The 14,792-nt window shown below is 71.4% G+C and carries 13 protein-coding genes; 8 read left to right on the top strand and 5 right to left on the bottom strand.

Annotated features, from left to right (window positions below; all coding sequences use genetic code 11):
* Positions 1-3: 3 nt before the first annotated feature.
* The gene (locus tag BBA86_RS10640) at positions 4-579 is read right to left on the bottom strand and encodes a DUF1992 domain-containing protein (RefSeq protein WP_065571539.1); all 576 of its coding nucleotides are present in this window, start codon (positions 577-579) and stop codon (positions 4-6) included.
* 93 nt (positions 580-672) lie between these two features.
* Between BBA86_RS10640 and BBA86_RS10635 the strand changes: the two genes are divergently transcribed.
* From BBA86_RS10635 to BBA86_RS10625, 3 genes are read left to right on the top strand one after another with little or no spacing between them, the layout of a single operon-like run.
* On the top strand, positions 673-1,290 hold the full coding sequence (locus tag BBA86_RS10635; protein WP_065571538.1) for a PadR family transcriptional regulator: 618 nt from the start codon (positions 673-675) through the stop codon (positions 1,288-1,290).
* Entirely contained in the window at positions 1,287-2,006 is a 720-nt protein-coding gene (locus tag BBA86_RS10630) for an ABC transporter ATP-binding protein (RefSeq protein ID WP_065571537.1), read from the top strand. The genes BBA86_RS10635 and BBA86_RS10630 overlap by 4 nt, the downstream gene beginning before the upstream one ends.
* The gene (locus tag BBA86_RS10625; protein WP_065571536.1) at positions 2,003-4,864 is read left to right on the top strand and encodes an ABC transporter permease; all 2,862 of its coding nucleotides are present in this window, start codon (positions 2,003-2,005) and stop codon (positions 4,862-4,864) included. The genes BBA86_RS10630 and BBA86_RS10625 overlap by 4 nt, the downstream gene beginning before the upstream one ends.
* A 15-nt stretch (positions 4,865-4,879) precedes the next feature.
* Here BBA86_RS10625 and BBA86_RS10620 read toward each other — a convergent pair whose 3' ends face one another.
* Genes BBA86_RS10620 through BBA86_RS10610 form a run of 3 tightly spaced genes read right to left on the bottom strand, consistent with a single transcriptional unit; the run spans position 4,880 to position 8,981 of the window.
* The gene (locus BBA86_RS10620; protein ID WP_065571535.1) at positions 4,880-6,241 is read right to left on the bottom strand and encodes a pyridoxal phosphate-dependent decarboxylase family protein; all 1,362 of its coding nucleotides are present in this window, start codon (positions 6,239-6,241) and stop codon (positions 4,880-4,882) included.
* Entirely contained in the window at positions 6,238-7,950 is a 1,713-nt protein-coding gene (locus tag BBA86_RS10615) for an amidase (RefSeq protein ID WP_065571534.1), read from the bottom strand. Before BBA86_RS10615 ends, BBA86_RS10620 begins: the two co-directional genes overlap by 4 nt.
* Positions 7,947-8,981 (bottom strand): agmatine/peptidylarginine deiminase, encoded by a 1,035-nt coding sequence (locus BBA86_RS10610; RefSeq protein ID WP_065571533.1) that lies wholly within the window; start codon positions 8,979-8,981, stop codon positions 7,947-7,949. The genes BBA86_RS10615 and BBA86_RS10610 overlap by 4 nt, the downstream gene beginning before the upstream one ends.
* Positions 8,982-9,047: 66 nt before the next feature.
* Between BBA86_RS10610 and BBA86_RS10605 the strand changes: the two genes are divergently transcribed.
* From BBA86_RS10605 to BBA86_RS10595, 3 genes are all read left to right on the top strand, one after another.
* Positions 9,048-9,668, top strand: coding sequence for a TetR/AcrR family transcriptional regulator (locus tag BBA86_RS10605; protein WP_065571532.1), 621 nt, complete (start codon positions 9,048-9,050; stop codon positions 9,666-9,668).
* 257 nt (positions 9,669-9,925) lie between these two features.
* Entirely contained in the window at positions 9,926-10,471 is a 546-nt protein-coding gene (locus BBA86_RS10600) for a hypothetical protein (protein WP_065571531.1), read from the top strand.
* Between the two features lie 189 nt (positions 10,472-10,660).
* Complete coding sequence (locus BBA86_RS10595) at positions 10,661-11,503, top strand: sulfurtransferase (RefSeq protein ID WP_065571530.1); 843 nt, start codon at positions 10,661-10,663, stop codon at positions 11,501-11,503.
* On the opposite strand, the gene BBA86_RS10590 is transcribed toward BBA86_RS10595, so the two are convergent.
* Complete coding sequence (locus tag BBA86_RS10590; RefSeq protein ID WP_065571529.1) at positions 11,494-12,738, bottom strand: NAD(P)/FAD-dependent oxidoreductase; 1,245 nt, start codon at positions 12,736-12,738, stop codon at positions 11,494-11,496. The genes BBA86_RS10595 and BBA86_RS10590 overlap by 10 nt on opposite strands.
* 52 nt (positions 12,739-12,790) lie before the next feature.
* On the opposite strand from BBA86_RS10590, the gene BBA86_RS10585 reads away from it, so the two are divergent.
* Together BBA86_RS10585 and BBA86_RS10580 are read left to right on the top strand one after the other, a co-directional pair.
* The gene (locus BBA86_RS10585) at positions 12,791-13,825 is read left to right on the top strand and encodes a zinc-binding dehydrogenase (protein ID WP_065571528.1); all 1,035 of its coding nucleotides are present in this window, start codon (positions 12,791-12,793) and stop codon (positions 13,823-13,825) included.
* Entirely contained in the window at positions 13,822-14,778 is a 957-nt protein-coding gene (locus BBA86_RS10580; protein ID WP_065571527.1) for an aldose 1-epimerase family protein, read from the top strand. Before BBA86_RS10585 ends, BBA86_RS10580 begins: the two co-directional genes overlap by 4 nt.
* The last annotated feature ends 14 nt before the right edge of the window (positions 14,779-14,792 follow it).

The following is a 14,792-nucleotide window of genomic DNA, read 5'->3' as shown; positions in this document are numbered from 1 at the left end:
GTCTCACCGACGCCGCCAGCGACGGCGCGGCTTCGCGGTCTCCTCGGGAGGAGCGGATGCCGCGGCCCGCACCGCGCGGCGTTCCCGCCACGCGGCGACCTCGGTGTCGGGGTCGCGCGTCGGGGTGACGACGGGCGGTCCGCCCTGCAGCTGCCGACGCGCTTCGACGACGCGGCGGGAGAAGTCGGCGGTGTACTCGCGGACGTCCTCCTCGCGGTGGAGGGCGTCGACCCGGTCCTCGAACTCGGCGTGCTCGATGCGCAGACGCAGCGCCGGTGGGCCGAGGCCCGAGAGCTGCTCGGTCTGGATCTTGCGCTTGATCCACCAGTCCGGATCGTGCGAGCCGCCGAGGCCCTCGAGGGGCTTCCCGGCGCCGGGCAGGTCGTCGAACTCGCCGCGACGGATCGCCTGCTGGATGGCAGTCTCGACGTACATCGCCCGTTCCGTGCCGGTCGGCGTCCCTGTGTGACGCTCCGGTTCGACAGGCGGCTCCTCGCCGTTCTCCTGTGCCGCCTGCTCGACGCGATACCGCGCCGCACGGAGGCGGGGGTCGTCGCTCGCGGCGCGGTCATCGGCCATGCCTCCAGCGTAGGGCGGCACGGCGTTGCGTGGATGTTGCTCGGTATGCATATACTCAGAAAACACATACCCGGTATGCAGCGAGGAGTTCCGATGTCGGTACGACAGAGCCTGCTGGCGATCCTGGATCAGGGTCCCTGCTACGGCTACCAGCTGCGCGCGGAGTTCGACCGCCGCACCGGGTCGACCTGGCCCCTCAACGTGGGTCAGATCTACAACACCCTCGACCGACTCGAGCGCGACGGCCTCGTCGAGAAGGGCGACGTCGACGAGCAGGGCCACGTCTACTGGCAGATCACGAATGCCGGATCCGCCGAGGTGCAGGCCTGGCTCGACGCGCCCGTCGAGCGTGCGCAGGGAACCCGCGACGAACTCGCGATCAAGCTCGCGGTCGCCGCGACCCTGCCCGGCGTCGACCTCGGCGCCGTCATCCAGCGACAGCGTTCCGCGTCGCTGCGCCAGCTCCAGGAGTTGAACCGGGCGAAGTACGCCGGTTCGAATCCGGACGGTCCCGAAGAACTCGCCTGGTCGCTCGTCGTCGATTCGATGATCTTCGCGGCCGAGGCCGAGACCCGATGGCTCGATCACACCGAGCAGCGCCTCGCGCGGCATCCGCACCGCACGATGGGGCTCGAGCTGTCCACAGAGACTCCCAAACGGGGGAGGCCCGCCAAATCCGAGGCGAGCGACACCGAGGCGGTCGTCGGATGAGCGCCGCCGTCCTGCAGCTGGTGGGGGTCACGCAGCAGTACGGCGAGGGCGAGACGAGCGTCTCAGCACTGTCGGGCGTCGATCTGACGGTCGACAAGGGTGAGCTCGTCGCGATCATGGGAGCGTCCGGTTCGGGCAAATCCACGCTCCTGTCGATCGCAGGCGGGTTGCAGAAGCCCACCAGCGGCGAAGTCGTCGTCGAGGGGACCTACCTCTCGACGGCGACACGTCGCGATCTCGCGCAGCTCCGGCGGCGCTCCCTGGGGTTCGTCTTCCAGGACTTCAATCTCATCCCGACCCTCACGGCGGTCGAGAACGTGACGCTGCCGCTCGAGCTCGACGGCTTCCGAGCCCGGGTGGCGCGCCGTGCGGGTCGGGATGCCCTCGCCTCGGTGGGGCTCGAGGACAAGCTCGATTCCTACCCCGACGACCTGTCGGGAGGCCAGCAGCAGCGCGTGGCGATCGCCCGTGCCGTGGTCGGCGGCCGCCGGCTGATCCTCGCCGACGAACCGACGGGCGCCCTCGACTCAGTGACGGGTGAGGCGGTCATGAAGATGATCCGGCACCGCGTCGACCAAGGGGCAGCCGGCATCCTCGTCACACACGAACCACGGCACGCGGCGTGGGCGGACCGCATCGTCTTCCTCCGCGACGGCCGGATCGTCGACGAGTCCCAGCGCCGCGGCGCCGACGCGCTCCTGTCGGACGTGCGATGACCGCGGTGCATGACCGACCCCGAGCGGATGCCGGGGCGCGGCGTCGCGCCGAGAAGCCGAAGCCCTCGCGCGCGGCGCGCGTGCGGGTGTCCGTCCGTATCGCGCGGCGTCAGGTGCGCCGGGCGTGGGTGTCATCGCTGCTGATCATGTCGCTCATCGCCCTGCCGATCGCCGGGATGGCGGGGATGGCGGTGTTGGTCTCGAGCACGTTTTCGACCGCTGCCGAGCGGGTGAATGTCGAACTCGGGCGGATGTCGGCTTGGGTCGAACCGATGTGGCCGGCCGAGTCCGGGTTCTGGCAGGTGCCGGACGATCCGTACACGCACGGCAACGAGTCCACCTGGGGCTCTGGGGCGATGGGTGACGAGACGGGGGAGATGCCGACGGACCCCACGAATGCGCTGGCTGCGGGGACGGAGATCGTGCCCCTCTCCTCAGGGGAGGAACGTGTCGAGACCGTCGCGGGGATCGCCCGAGTGAAGGCGTGGGCGGGCGACGTCACGGACCCACGCTTCGTGGGGCATTTCGCTCTCGCTGAGGGACGTGCGCCGACTGATGACCGACAGGTGCTCGTCACGCCCGCCACTCTGACCCGCGCGGGCGTCGGCATCGGCGAGACGCTGTCGCTCGCCGGTGGTCAGAAGTTCACGATCACGGGGACGTTCCGCGATGCCGAAGTGGCCGCCGACGAGGTCGCCCTCGCGTTCGCCGACTCCGATCGATACGCCCCTGTGCGTTTTTATCTGCCCGAAGCCGACATCGGGATCTCGCAGCTCAAGGCGCTGAATGCGTCGGGCTTCGGCGTCTACTCGCGGCAGCTCGTGTTGACCCCACCGCCGTTCACTTCTCCCGTGGGGGACGACTACGGAAGTCCCACCGCGGCGGAGCAGGAGCAGCAACAAAAGTTCGCTCTAGCGGGCGCCATCGGGGCCGGCGGTCTCGCCTCGGGGTACATGGTGGTCCTGCTCGCTGGCGCGGCCTTTGCTGTCAGCGCTCGGCGTCAACAGCGAGCCCTCGCTATCGCCGCGAGCGTCGGCGCGGAGCCGCGCGACCTTCGCCGAGTCGTCCTCCTCCAGGGGGCGGTTCTGGGGCTTGTCGGCGGGTGTGCGGGCCTGGGGCTCGGTGTCGGGCTTGCCGCCGTGTTGATTCCTGTCTTCGATGATGGTTCCGCGACGAGGTTCTGGGGATTCCATGTGCCGTGGCTACTGCTGGGGGGCGTCCTCATGTTCGCGGTCGTTGTCGGCTCGGCGTCAGCCTGGATGCCCGCACGTGCGGTCGGTAAGTCGGACACGATCTCTGCTCTGCGCGGAGCGCGCCGCCCCCTGACTGTCACAGCCTCGCGGCCGTTGTGGGGGTCGCTGCTGATCCTGGTCGGCGTGGCACTGACAGTCGTCTCGGGCATCGCGGCGGGCGCCGTGGCCGTCAGCTCAACGATCGCCTGGGACTCAGCGCTCCGTTGGATTCCGATCGTGGGGATCATCGGCGGCCCGGTGCTCGCCCAGATCGGTATCCTCCTCTCCGGTCGCTGGCTGCTCTGGCTCGCGTCACGGGCACTATCGCGCGTAGGACTCGCTGCCCGTCTCGCCTCTCGGGACGCCGTCGCGAATGGGGCTCGCACCGTCCCCGCTTTCGCCGCTATCGGGGCGACCGTGTTCGTCGCTGTCTTCGCGGTCTCCATGGGCACGATGTCGGCTGAGCAGGGGGCCCGGAGCTACACGTACACCGCACCCTCGGGCACAATCGTCGGCGATATCTCCCCTATGTCCGAACCACTCCTGACCGCAGAAGTCGGCCAGGAGGCCGCAAACGACGTCGAGCGCATGTTCATCGCGTCGGGTGCGACATCCACGGCACTGGTAAGCGCACAGCCGGACATCTACGTCGGGGCGCCTTCCGACCTCCCTGCCGATCTCGATCGCGCGATGCTCGTCGCGCCCGAACAATCGCTGCTGCCGCCCGGCGAGGACGACGGGCGAGCGGTCTCCTACAACGGCTACCCCTCTGAGAACCTCTCGATCGTGGCCGTGGACGATCTCGAGACAGCGATGCACGTAACTCTGGATCCGGCTCAGCGCGCCGACTACGTCGCTGGTGCGGTGATCGTCAGTGATAGCAGGTACATCACCGGTGGCCGGATCACCGCGGCGTCCTGGAGGGCGCGCGAGTACCTCGAAGGCAAAGTGCCTAGTAACATCTGGCGGGCCGAAGACGGCGTCTCCGACCCTCAATGGGAACGCACGGCCCCGGCGATCGCGGTCACCGCGCCTCATCAGGGCATCGTCGCGGCCATCACCCCGGAGACCGCCCGAGCCTGGGGCGTGGACGTAGTGCCGAGGCGGGTGCTCGCCGCGTTCCCCGAGGGATCGGAGATGAACTCGAACGACCATCTGTACGAGCTCTCCGACGGTCTCATGGTTGAGGACTATCAGGTCTCACTCTGGCGCGAAACCGGACCCGGTAGTCCGGCAGTCTGGCTCGTCCCGCTCCTGGCTGCCGTCGCCGTCCTCGTCCTCGGCGCGAGTGCCGTGGCCCTCGGTCTTGCCCGCTTCGAGCGGCGGCCCGATGATGCGACGCTCGCCGCGGTCGGCGGCACGCCGGGGCTTCGGCGCCGGATCGGACTGTGGCAGGGTCTCGTGATCGCGGGGTTCGGCACCTTCGCGGGGGCGGCCGCCGGCATCCTTCCGCCCATCGGGTTCTGGCTGCAGTCGCAGACCGCCGGGCTTCCGTTGGATCTCGCTGACATCCCGTGGTGGCTGCTCGCGGCGCTCGCCGTCGCGCTGCCGCTCGGCATCGCGGCGGTGAACTGGCTCGTGCCTCCGCGCGAGCCCGAGCTCACGCGCCGCAACGTCATCGCCTGAGCCGAGTCGTTCCGCTCAGCGCATCGTGTTCAGGATCCCGACGAGGTCCTCGAACGTCGTGCGGGGGTTCAGGATCGCGAAGCGGGCGTTGGTGCGGCCGGCGTGGCTCGACGGCGTGACGAAGGCGTGCTGGTCGTCGAGCAGGCGGTTCGACCAGGCCGTGTAGTCGTCCTTCGTCCACCCGCGCCGTTCGAAGACGACGACGCTCAGCTGAGGATGCCGCACGAGCTCGAACTCGTCGCGCGACTCGATCTCGGCGGCGATCCGTTCGGCGAGGGTGATCGACGACGTGATCGCCTCGCGGTAGACCTCGGCGCCATAGGTCGCGAGCGAGAACCACAGCGGCAGGCCGCGTGCTCGGCGCGTGAGGTGCGCGGCGAAGTCCGACGGGCTCCAGTCGCTCGTCTCGGTGAGGGTGTCGAGGTACTCGGCGTGCTGCGTATGCGCGCGGCGGCCGAGCTCGGGGTCGCGGTAGAGCAGCGCGCACGCGTCGAACGGCGCGAACAGCCACTTGTGCGGGTCGACGATGAGCGAGTCGGCGTGCTCCAACCCGGCGAAGTAGTGCCGCGCTTCGGGCGACAGCGCTGCCGCGAGTCCGTAGGCGCCGTCGACGTGCAGCCACACGCCGAACTCCCGGGTCGCCTCGGCGACCGACGCGATGTCGTCGACGATCCCGAAGTTCGTCGACCCGGCGGTCGCGACCACGGCGAACACGCTGTCGCCGTGCTCCTCGAGCGCGGCGCGCACCGCATCTCCGCGCAGCACACCCCCGGCATCCGGAGCGACGGGGACGACCTCGACATCCATGACGCGGGCCGCCGACGCGATCGAGGAGTGCGCCTCGGCCGAGCAGACCACACGCCAGCGGTCGGGACGGATGCCGCGTTCCCGGGCGGTCTCCCGCGCGGCGACGAGCGCCGAAAGGTTGCCGAGCGTCCCGCCCTGCACGAACACTCCACCCGCCGTCGCCGGGAGACCGAACTCGTTCGCGAGCCAGCGGAGCACCTCGTTCTCGGCGTGGACAGCGCCCGCGCCCTCGAGCCAGGATCCGCCGTAGAGCGCGCTCGCCGAGACGACGAGGTCGAATGCGGCTGCGGCCTTCGACGGCGCACTCGGGATGAACGACAGGTACCGCGGATCGTCGGTCGTGATGCACGCCGGCGCCAGCACGTGCTCGAAGATGCCGAGCGCCTTGCGCGCGCCGATTCCCTGCTCGCTGATCGTCACACCCGCGAGGCGGGCGAGCTCGGCCGGGGGCAGCGGCTTGTCGAGCGGGTTGTCGTCTGTGAGCAGCCGCTGCCGGGAGTAGTCGAGGACGAGGTCGACGATCTGACGGGTCTCGTCGGTCACGTCGTGCATGCGTGCAGGCTGGGTCATCGGGTCTCCGAGGTGGTGCGGGGGAGCGCGGGTGTGCGCGGCGGCGGCGTCCGGCGGGTACCCAGACGTTCGAAGGCTACGCCGAGGCGGAGCAGGGCGGAATCGTCGTAGGCGCGCCCGACGAAGGTGAGGCCCACCGGCATCCGGATATCGGTCATCGTGCCCATCGGGACGGTGACGGTGGGGATGCCGAGGTGTCGGATCGCGAGGTTGCCGTTCGCGATCCATACGCCGTTGCGCCACCCGAGGTCGGCCGAGGCGGGATTCACGTCCATGTCGGCGGCGCCCACGTCGGCGACGGCGGGGAAGACGACGGCGTCGAGGCCGGCGGCATCCATCCACTGTTCGAGGTCGGTGCGGCGGATGTTCTCGAGGGCGCGGAGGCCGTCGGCGAGCTCGGGCATGTCGTCGAGCGTGGCGTCCGGATGCGACTGCACCCAGTCGGGGTACTCGGAGATGTCGTCATCGAAGCCGGTGTACCGGTCGGGCAGGGTGCCGGACGGAAGCGGGAAGATCGTCGCGCCGTCGACGCCCGCCAGGGTCGACAGTGCTGGGTCGCCGTTCGCCGCGAGGAAGTCCTCCCACGCCCAGGCCGACAGGTCGAGGATCTCGCGGTCGAGGTAGCCCTCGGGCAGGCGGTCGGCGATCGTCGGCGCACCGGATCGGTCGCCCTCGTAGTCGCTCACGACGGGGAAGCCGACCTCGACGACGGTCGCTCCGGCGGCCTCGAGGTCTTCGCGCGCCGCGCGCCAGAGCTCGAGCACCGATTCCCGGGTCTCGATGCGCTGACCGGTCGGGCCGCCGATGCCTGTGCCGGTCCCGGCATCCGGATCGGCGTTCACGTACATGCGCGGGATGCCGAGGCGCACCCCGTTGAGCGAGGCGTCCTGCGCGAGCGCCGGGTACGACGCGGGCCGCACCTGCGAGGCTGCGGGGAGCTCGACCCACGGCTGCGCCCGCCAGAAGTCTCCGCGGTTCTCGGGATCGTCGGCGACGACGACGTCGAGCACCTCCAGCAGGTCGGCCATCGTGCGGGTGTGCGGCACGACGACGTCCATCGTCGGGACGAGCGGCCAATTGCCGCGCACCGAGATGACACCGCGCGAGGGTGTGTAGGCGCAGAGCGCGTTGTTCGAGGCGGGGCCGCGGCCGGACGACCAGGTCTCCTCGCCGAGACCGAACGCGGCGAAGCTCGCGGCCGTCGCGGTGCCCGAGCCGTTCGACGAGCCGCTCGCGAACGGAGCGGTGAGCCAGTTCGCGTTGTAGGGGCTCTCGGCACGGCCGTAGACCCCGCGCTGCATGCCGCCGTTCGCCATCGGGGGCATGTTCGTGAGGCCGAGGCAGATCGCGCCGCCCGCGCGCAGGCGCTCGATCGTGAACGCGTCGCGCTGCGCGACGAGGTCGGCGAAGGCGGGCGACCCGGCCGCGGCGGTCAGTCCGCGCACGAGGTAGCTGTCCTTCGCCGTGTAGGGGATGCCGTCGAGGGGTCCGAGGGTCTCGCCGCGAGCACGACGATCATCGGATGCCGCGGCCTCGGCGCGCGCGTCAGGGTTCCGCACCACGACGGCGTTCAACGCCGTCTCGGTGGCGGGCCCGTCGTACGCGTCGATGCGCGCGAGGTAGGCGTCGACGAGCTCGACCGCCGTGGCCTCGCCGGACTCGAGGGCGGCGCGCAGGTCGGCGATCGGCGCCTCCACGACGTCGATCATCGGGTGACCTTCGGCTGCTGCTGCGTGATGCAGTGGATACCGCCGCCGCGATCGAACAGCGGACGGGCGTCGACCGTCACGACCTCGCGTCCCGGGTACGCCTCCGCGAGGATCGCGCGGGCCCGCGCGTCGGCCTTCTTCTCGCCGAAACCGCACGCGATGACCCCGCCGTTCACGACGAGATGGTTGACGTAGCTCCAGTCGACGGGACCGTGGGCGTCGGTGAGGGCCTCGGGTGCGGGGAGGGCGACGATCTCGAAGCGGCGGCCGACGGCATCCGTCTGCGCCTCGACTTCGGTGCGCAGCTGCGCGGTGACGGCGTGGTCGGGGTGCGATGCGTCGCGCTGATCGTGGAGCAGCATTCGGCCGGGTGAGGGGATCGTCGCGACGATGTCGACGTGGCCGTTGGTGCCGAGGTCGTCGTAGTCGCGGGTGAGGCCGCGGCTCAGCCAGACGGCTCGCGTCGTGCCGATGGTGCGGGCCATCTCGGCCTCGATGCGGGCGCGGTCGGCGGTGGGGTTGCGGCGCGGGTCGAGCTGCACGGTCTCGGTGAGCAGGACGGTGCCCTCACCGTCGACGTGGATGCCGCCGCCCTCGTTGACGATGTCGGAGGGGATCAGCTCCGCGCCGACCTCGCCGGCGATCAGGCGCGCGTGCGCGGCGGACTTCTGCCACTCGGCCCAGTCGGGCGCTCCCCAGCCGTTGAAGATCCAGTCGACGGCGCCCAGGGCGCCGGGCCGCTCGTCGTCGACGACGAAGGTGGGGCCGTGGTCCCGCATCCAGAACTCGTCGACGGGAGCCTCGACGATCGTCACGTCGCCCGGGAGCATGCGACGCGCGCGGGTCGTCTCGGTCGGATCGACGACCATGGTGACCGGCTCGAAGCGGGCGACCGCGGCGGCGACGGCCGTCCAGGCGGCGTAGCCCTCGTCGCGGGCGGCGTCGGTGCCGCCGAGGGTGAAGCCCTCGCGGGGGAAGGCCATCCAGGTGCGCTCGTGAGGGGCGGTCTCGCTCGGCATGCGCCAGGCCATGGCGTCCCCCTCGGGTGTCGGGTAGTTTATTGATCGTTTGATCAACAAGGGGAGGGTATCGAGTCCATGACGCAGGCGTCAACCGTCCGCCGGGCCCGTAAGAGCCCCGCCGAGCGGCGCGATGAGATAGCCGTCGCCGCGCGCGAGATCGCCCTCATCGAGGGTCTCGACGCCGTCACTCTGCGCGCCGTCGCCGCCCGCGTGGGCGTCGCCCCGGGGCTCGTCGCGCACCACGTCGGCGGCATGGACTCGCTCGTGGCCGACACGTTCGGTGCTGTCGTCGCCGAGGAGCTGCGGACGGTGCTGGCCGCGATGCGGGTGACGGATGCCGCGACGACGCGTCTCGGCATCCTGCTCGACACCGTGTTCGGTGAGGAGCCGAACGACGTCACGCTCGTCTGGGTGCAGGGGTGGGCGCTGGGTACCCGCAACGAGGAGCTCGCCACGCGCGTGCGTGCCGAGATGGACGCGTGGCAGCGCGCGCTCGCCGCCGAGATCGAGCGGGGGCGCGAGCGCGGCGAGTTCGGTGCCGTCGACGCCGACGCGATCGCCTGGCACCTGCTCGCCGTCATCGATGGGCTCGGTGCTCAGGGGCTCGTGCGGTGGCGCGCCGATCCGGCCCGCACCGACCTCACCCGCCGCGCGCTCGCGGCCCTGCTGGGCGTGTCGCCCGGCGCGCTCGCCTGACCTGCGACGTCTCGACCCGACGCGAACTGCTGTCATTCGGCATCCGTTCGCGCACATCGCGTCGGGTCGACGGATGCCGCCCGACGGCACTCATAAGAACCTTCCAGGTTTCCCCGTTCAGCCCCGATTCGACGCGGATCGCGGGGGCGTGCGACGAGCTCAGCGGGCGATGAATCGGCATCCGATCCAATCCGATCTCGGGGGCTGTCCGGACAACCCATCGTGCGAAAGCCGCACTCAAGGAAGGAAAACAGATCATGCGTACCAACCTGAAGCGGACGATCGTCCTCGGCTCGACCGGCCTCGCGGCCGTCGCCCTCACCGCGGGATTCGCCCTTCCGGCGAACGCCGCGCAGAGCGAGGACACCACCACGACCACCACCGCTGCGGAGGGCTTCACCGACTTCCTCAACGCGAACAACGATCTCGCGGCGTCGGTCTCGTCGCTCCTCGACAGCCAGCTGCTGGGCGACGTGTCGACGGGTGACCTGTCGGTCGGCGACATCGGCTCCGGCAACGACGCGCCGATCGGATCCGGCAACAGCGTCGACGCGCCGGTCGGTTCGGGCAACGACACCTCGGTCGACGCACCCGTCGGTTCGGGCAACGAGGTCGGCAACGGCAACGACGTGGGTTCGGGCAACGACACGAACGTCTCGCCGAACACGGACGTGTCTCCCAAGACCGACGTCTCGTCGAAGACCGGTGACCTCGTCAAGGACATCACGAGCGATGTCGACAGCACGGTCGGTGACGTGTCCTCCAGCGTGAACGACCTGGTCGACGGCGTCCTGGGCAACTGATCACCCGTATGCGGTGATCCCGCATCCCCGACATGCCGGGGCCCCGCTATCGGGGTCCCGGCATCGTCATGTCGCCGAGACGTCGCAGGTGGTCGCCGCGCCGGGCCGGGAGCGACCATCCGAGACGTGTCGAGGTTCCCGAGCCGAGCCGAACCGCCGCGTCGATGGCCGCCGACGTAGGGTCGGGGCATGACGCGTGCGCGACTGATCACCCCCGCAGAGCTCGACGACCTGATCCGGGATGCCGCTGCGCTCACGGTCCTCGACGTCCGGTGGCGCCTCGACCGACCCGACGGACGCGACGACTACGAGGCGGGACACATCCCGACCGCGGTGTACGTGAGTCTCGACGACGAACTGGCCGCCCACGGCGCGCCGGAAGACGGGCGGCATCCGCTCCCCGAGATCGCCGACCTGCAGACGGCGGCGAGGCGGTGGGGCGTCGACAAGGGCGACACCGTCGTGGTCTACGACGATTGGCAGACGTTCGGCGCCGCGCGTGCCTGGTGGGTGTTGACGGATGCCGGTGTGCCCGACGTCCGCGTTCTCGACGGCGGTCTGCAGGCCTGGCGCGACGCCGGTCTGCCGCTCGAGGAGGGACCCGTCCACGCCGCCCGCGGCGACGTCGCCCTCACCCCGGGACACCTCACCCGCCTCGACATCGACGAGGCCGCCGCGTTGCCGACCACCGGCATCCTGTTCGACGTCCGCGCGCCGGAGCGGTACCGGGGCGACGTCGAGCCGATGGATCCGCGTGCGGGCCACATCCCCGGCGCGGTGAACGCGCCCACCGGCGGCAACGTCGATGAGCGCGGGCGGTTCCGCTCACCCGACGAGCTCCGTGCGCGCTACGAGGCGCTCGGGGTCGCCGGCGACACCGCCGTAGGCGTGAGCTGCGGCTCGGGGGTCTCGGCCGCGCAGGCGGCGTTCGCGCTCAGCCTCGCGGGCATCGACGCCGCGCTGTACGGCGGCTCGTGGAGCCAGTGGTCGAACCACCCCGACCGACCCGTCGCGACCGGCGATCAGCCCTGACCGAGCACCGCTGCGGCCGCCCGCTCGCCTGACACGAGCGCGCCTGCGATCGACGGCGTCTCGCGGTGATCGCCCGCGACGACCACCCGCTCCGTCAGTCTCACCGGCGACGCGTGCCGCATCGGCGGCGCGAGCGCGGGCAGCGCGTGCGGGATGTCGTCGCGGCGCAGCAGCTCCCACGACGCGGCCTCGCCGCCCCACATGCGCGTGAGCTGCGCCCGCACGGTCCTCTCATCGGCGGCATCCCGCAGCAGACAGCTCGCCGCGACGAGGTGCCTCCCCGCGGGTGCGTACCCGGGAGCGGTGCGCGACATCACGACGCTGTTCACGATCGGACCCGAGCGCTCGCCGTCGACCGTGAGCAGAGCGGATGCCGGTGCCTCCGCCCCCGTTCCGAACCACCACGTCTGCAGCCCACGCATCGGCGGCGCCGGTTCGCCCGTCAGCCCCGAGAGGGCCTCGCCGCCGACCGCGACGATCACCTCGCGCGCCGACAGAGGCTCCGCTCCGCCGAGGTCGACGCGGTCGCCGCGCACCGTCACACTCTCGACCGGCCGTGACAGCCGGATGTCCGCACCCGCCGCGCGGGCGAGCTCGGCGAGCCGCCGCGGCAGCGTGGCGACGCCCGCCGTCGGAACACCCGGCCGTCCGAGCGCGAACAGCCGCGCGAGCAGTGTCGCGTACGCCGCCGAGGTCGCGTCGCCGTCGTCGGCGAGCACCCCGGTCAGGAACGGCTCGAGCACCGCACGGCGGAGCGGCCCGGTGAGACCGGCGCGGTCCCACGCCTCGTGCAGCGTCTTGTCCGGTCCGTTCACGACGGATGCCGGTCGCACGATCGCGGGCAGCAGCCACCGCGCCGCGGCCACGACGTCCGCCGACGACACGAGTCCTGAGAACGCGCCCGCGACGGTGGCGGGCAGCATCCCGGGATGCCGCAGCGGGTGCGCGAGGACGTCCGAGCGTAAACCGCGCACCACGCGGACGCCGACGGGGAACGGGCGCAGATCGAGGTCTGCGGGGTCCACCGCTCGCGCCAGCGCGTCATAGCGGGGATTCAGCACCTGGAACCCGCGATCGAGACGGAAACCGTCGACGACGTCGGTCCGCTGCCGTCCGCCGACGTCGTCGCCGGCCTCGAGCACGACGACGTCGCGTCCGGCACGGGCGAGCAGGGTCGCGGCGCGGAGCCCCGCGAGGCCCGCACCGACGATCGCGACATCGTGGGGAGCGGTCATGGCGACAGACTCGCACAGCCCGCGCAAGCGGCATCCGTAGTTGAATCGGAGGATGCGAGCTGCTTACATGTACGGCCCCGGCGACGTCCGAGTGGTCGACGCACCCGAACCCCGGATCGAACAGCCCACCGACGCCGTGCTCCGCACCGTCGTGGCCTGCGTGTGCGGCAGCGACCTGCATCCGTACCACTCGATGAACCCCAGCGAGAAGGGCCGCTCGATGGGGCACGAGATGGTCGGTGTCGTCGAAGAGGTCGGTGCGGAGGTCCGCACCGTGTCGCCCGGAGACGTCGTCATCGTCCCGTTCGTCTTCTCGTGCGGTGAGTGCGAGTTCTGCCGCGCGGGTCTGCAGACCTCCTGCGTCCACGCGGGCACCACGAAGCCCACCGGCGCGGGCGGTGCGCAGGCCGAGCGCCGCCGCGCGCCCTTCGCGGACGGCACGCTCTACCGCGTCGACGTCGCCGAGGACGACGAGCGGATGCCGGGGCTCCTCACTCTGAGCGACGTGTACGGCACGGGATGGCACGCCGCCGTCACGGGCGGCGCAGCCCCCGGCAAGGACGTCGTCGTCATCGGCGACGGCGCCGTGGGCCTGCTCGCCGTCCTGTCGGCGCGGCAACTCGGCGCGGAGCGCATCATCCTCATGGGGCGGCACGAGGCGCGCACCGACCTCGGCCGCCGGTACGGCGCGACCGACGTCGTCGCCGAGCGCGGTGACGAGGGTGTTGCCGCCGTCCGCGAGCTCACCGGCGGCCTCGGGGCGCACGTCGTCATCGACGCCGTCGGGCACCTCCCCGCCTACGAGCAGGCGCTCGGCGCCGTGCGCGCCGGGGGCACTGTGACGCGGGTGGGTGTGCCGCAGTACGCCGACGCTCCGCTGCAGCGCGTGCAGTTCGAGAAGAACATCACCGTCACCGGCGGCGTCGCTCCGGTCCGCGCCTACATCGACCGCCTCCTGCCCGGAGTCCTCGACGGTACAGTCGACCCCGGGGCCGTCTTCGATCGCGAGCTGGGCCTCGGCGAGGCCGCCGACGGCTACCGCCTGATGGATGACCGCGCCGCCCTGAAAGTGATGCTCCGCCCGTGACCTCAGCCCCCGCCCCGCTCTCGGGCGTCCAGTTCTCGCTGCGCTCCGGCGCCTACGACGCCGTCATCGCCTCGGTGGGAGCGACGCTCCGCGAGCTGCGCCACGACGGCCGTGACCTCGTCGTTCCGTTCGAGGCCGACCAGGTGCGACCCGATTACCGGGGTGCGACCCTCGCGCCCTGGCCCAACCGCATCGTCGACGGCACCTACACCTTCGACGGCGAGGAGTTCGTCACCGCGCTCACCGAGCCGAACCGCTCGCACGCGCTCCACGGGCTCGTCGCGTGGCTCGAGTTCGCCGAGGTCGAGCGCTCCGAGGACAGCGTGACGCTCGCCGCGGTCATCGAGCCGCAGACCGGCTATCCGTGGCGGGTCCGCGTCGAGACGACGTACGCGCTCGCCGCCGACGGCCTGACCCAGACCGTCCGGGCGCGCAACCTCGGCACGTCGCCGGCGCCGTTCGGCACCGGCCCGCACCCCTACGTCGTCGCCGGCCCGGCGCCACTGGACGAATGGACGCTCGCGCTGCCCGCGGCATCCGTCCTCGAGGTCACGCCCGACCGGCTCAGCCCCGTCGCCGTTCACGCCGTCACCGACTACGAGCCGGACCGGTTCGACCGTCGTTCGCCGCGCGTCCTCGGCGAGGTGGAGCTCGACCACGCGTTCACCGGCATCGAGACGGATGCCGACGGCACCGCGACGGTCCGCGTCACCGACCCGTCGGGTGTCGGCGTCGAGGTCTCGTGGGGCGCCGAGTGCCCGTGGGTGCAGGTGCACACCGCCGACAAGCCGACCGGAGCCGCCCACCCGGGACACCGGAAGGGACTCGCCGTCGAGCCGATGACGTGCGCGCCCGATGCGTTCAACGCGAGCGCCTACGACTACGACGCGGGACTGCTCGTGCTGGCGCCCGGGGCGACGTTCGCGGCATCCTGGCGGATCTCGGCGGTCTGATAGCCCGCCGTCCC

The sequence above is a fragment of the Microbacterium oleivorans genome (assembly GCF_001691565.1).
GTDB lineage: Bacteria > Actinomycetota > Actinomycetes > Actinomycetales > Microbacteriaceae > Microbacterium > Microbacterium oleivorans_B.
Note: the sequence above shows the minus strand (reverse complement) of the source record. Positions and strands in the feature narration are given on the sequence as shown.

What these genes read in the sequence shown, in the direction of transcription:
- BBA86_RS10625 (WP_065571536.1), top strand. Translation starts at nt 2,003, where the DNA reads ATGACCGCGGTGCATGACCGACCCCGAGCGGATGCCGGGGCGCGGCGT.
- BBA86_RS10605 (WP_065571532.1), top strand. Translation starts at nt 9,048, where the DNA reads ATGACGCAGGCGTCAACCGTCCGCCGGGCCCGTAAGAGCCCCGCCGAG.
- BBA86_RS10630 (WP_065571537.1), top strand. Translation starts at nt 1,287, where the DNA reads ATGAGCGCCGCCGTCCTGCAGCTGGTGGGGGTCACGCAGCAGTACGGC.
- BBA86_RS10585 (WP_065571528.1), top strand. Translation starts at nt 12,791, where the DNA reads ATGCGAGCTGCTTACATGTACGGCCCCGGCGACGTCCGAGTGGTCGAC.
- BBA86_RS10620 (WP_065571535.1), bottom strand. Translation starts at nt 6,241, where the DNA reads ATGACCCAGCCTGCACGCATGCACGACGTGACCGACGAGACCCGTCAG.
- BBA86_RS10600 (WP_065571531.1), top strand. Translation starts at nt 9,926, where the DNA reads ATGCGTACCAACCTGAAGCGGACGATCGTCCTCGGCTCGACCGGCCTC.
- BBA86_RS10590 (WP_065571529.1), bottom strand. Translation starts at nt 12,738, where the DNA reads ATGACCGCTCCCCACGATGTCGCGATCGTCGGTGCGGGCCTCGCGGGG.
- BBA86_RS10595 (WP_065571530.1), top strand. Translation starts at nt 10,661, where the DNA reads ATGACGCGTGCGCGACTGATCACCCCCGCAGAGCTCGACGACCTGATC.
- BBA86_RS10640 (WP_065571539.1), bottom strand. Translation starts at nt 579, where the DNA reads ATGGCCGATGACCGCGCCGCGAGCGACGACCCCCGCCTCCGTGCGGCG.
- BBA86_RS10615 (WP_065571534.1), bottom strand. Translation starts at nt 7,950, where the DNA reads ATGATCGACGTCGTGGAGGCGCCGATCGCCGACCTGCGCGCCGCCCTC.
- BBA86_RS10610 (WP_065571533.1), bottom strand. Translation starts at nt 8,981, where the DNA reads ATGGCCTGGCGCATGCCGAGCGAGACCGCCCCTCACGAGCGCACCTGG.
- BBA86_RS10635 (WP_065571538.1), top strand. Translation starts at nt 673, where the DNA reads ATGTCGGTACGACAGAGCCTGCTGGCGATCCTGGATCAGGGTCCCTGC.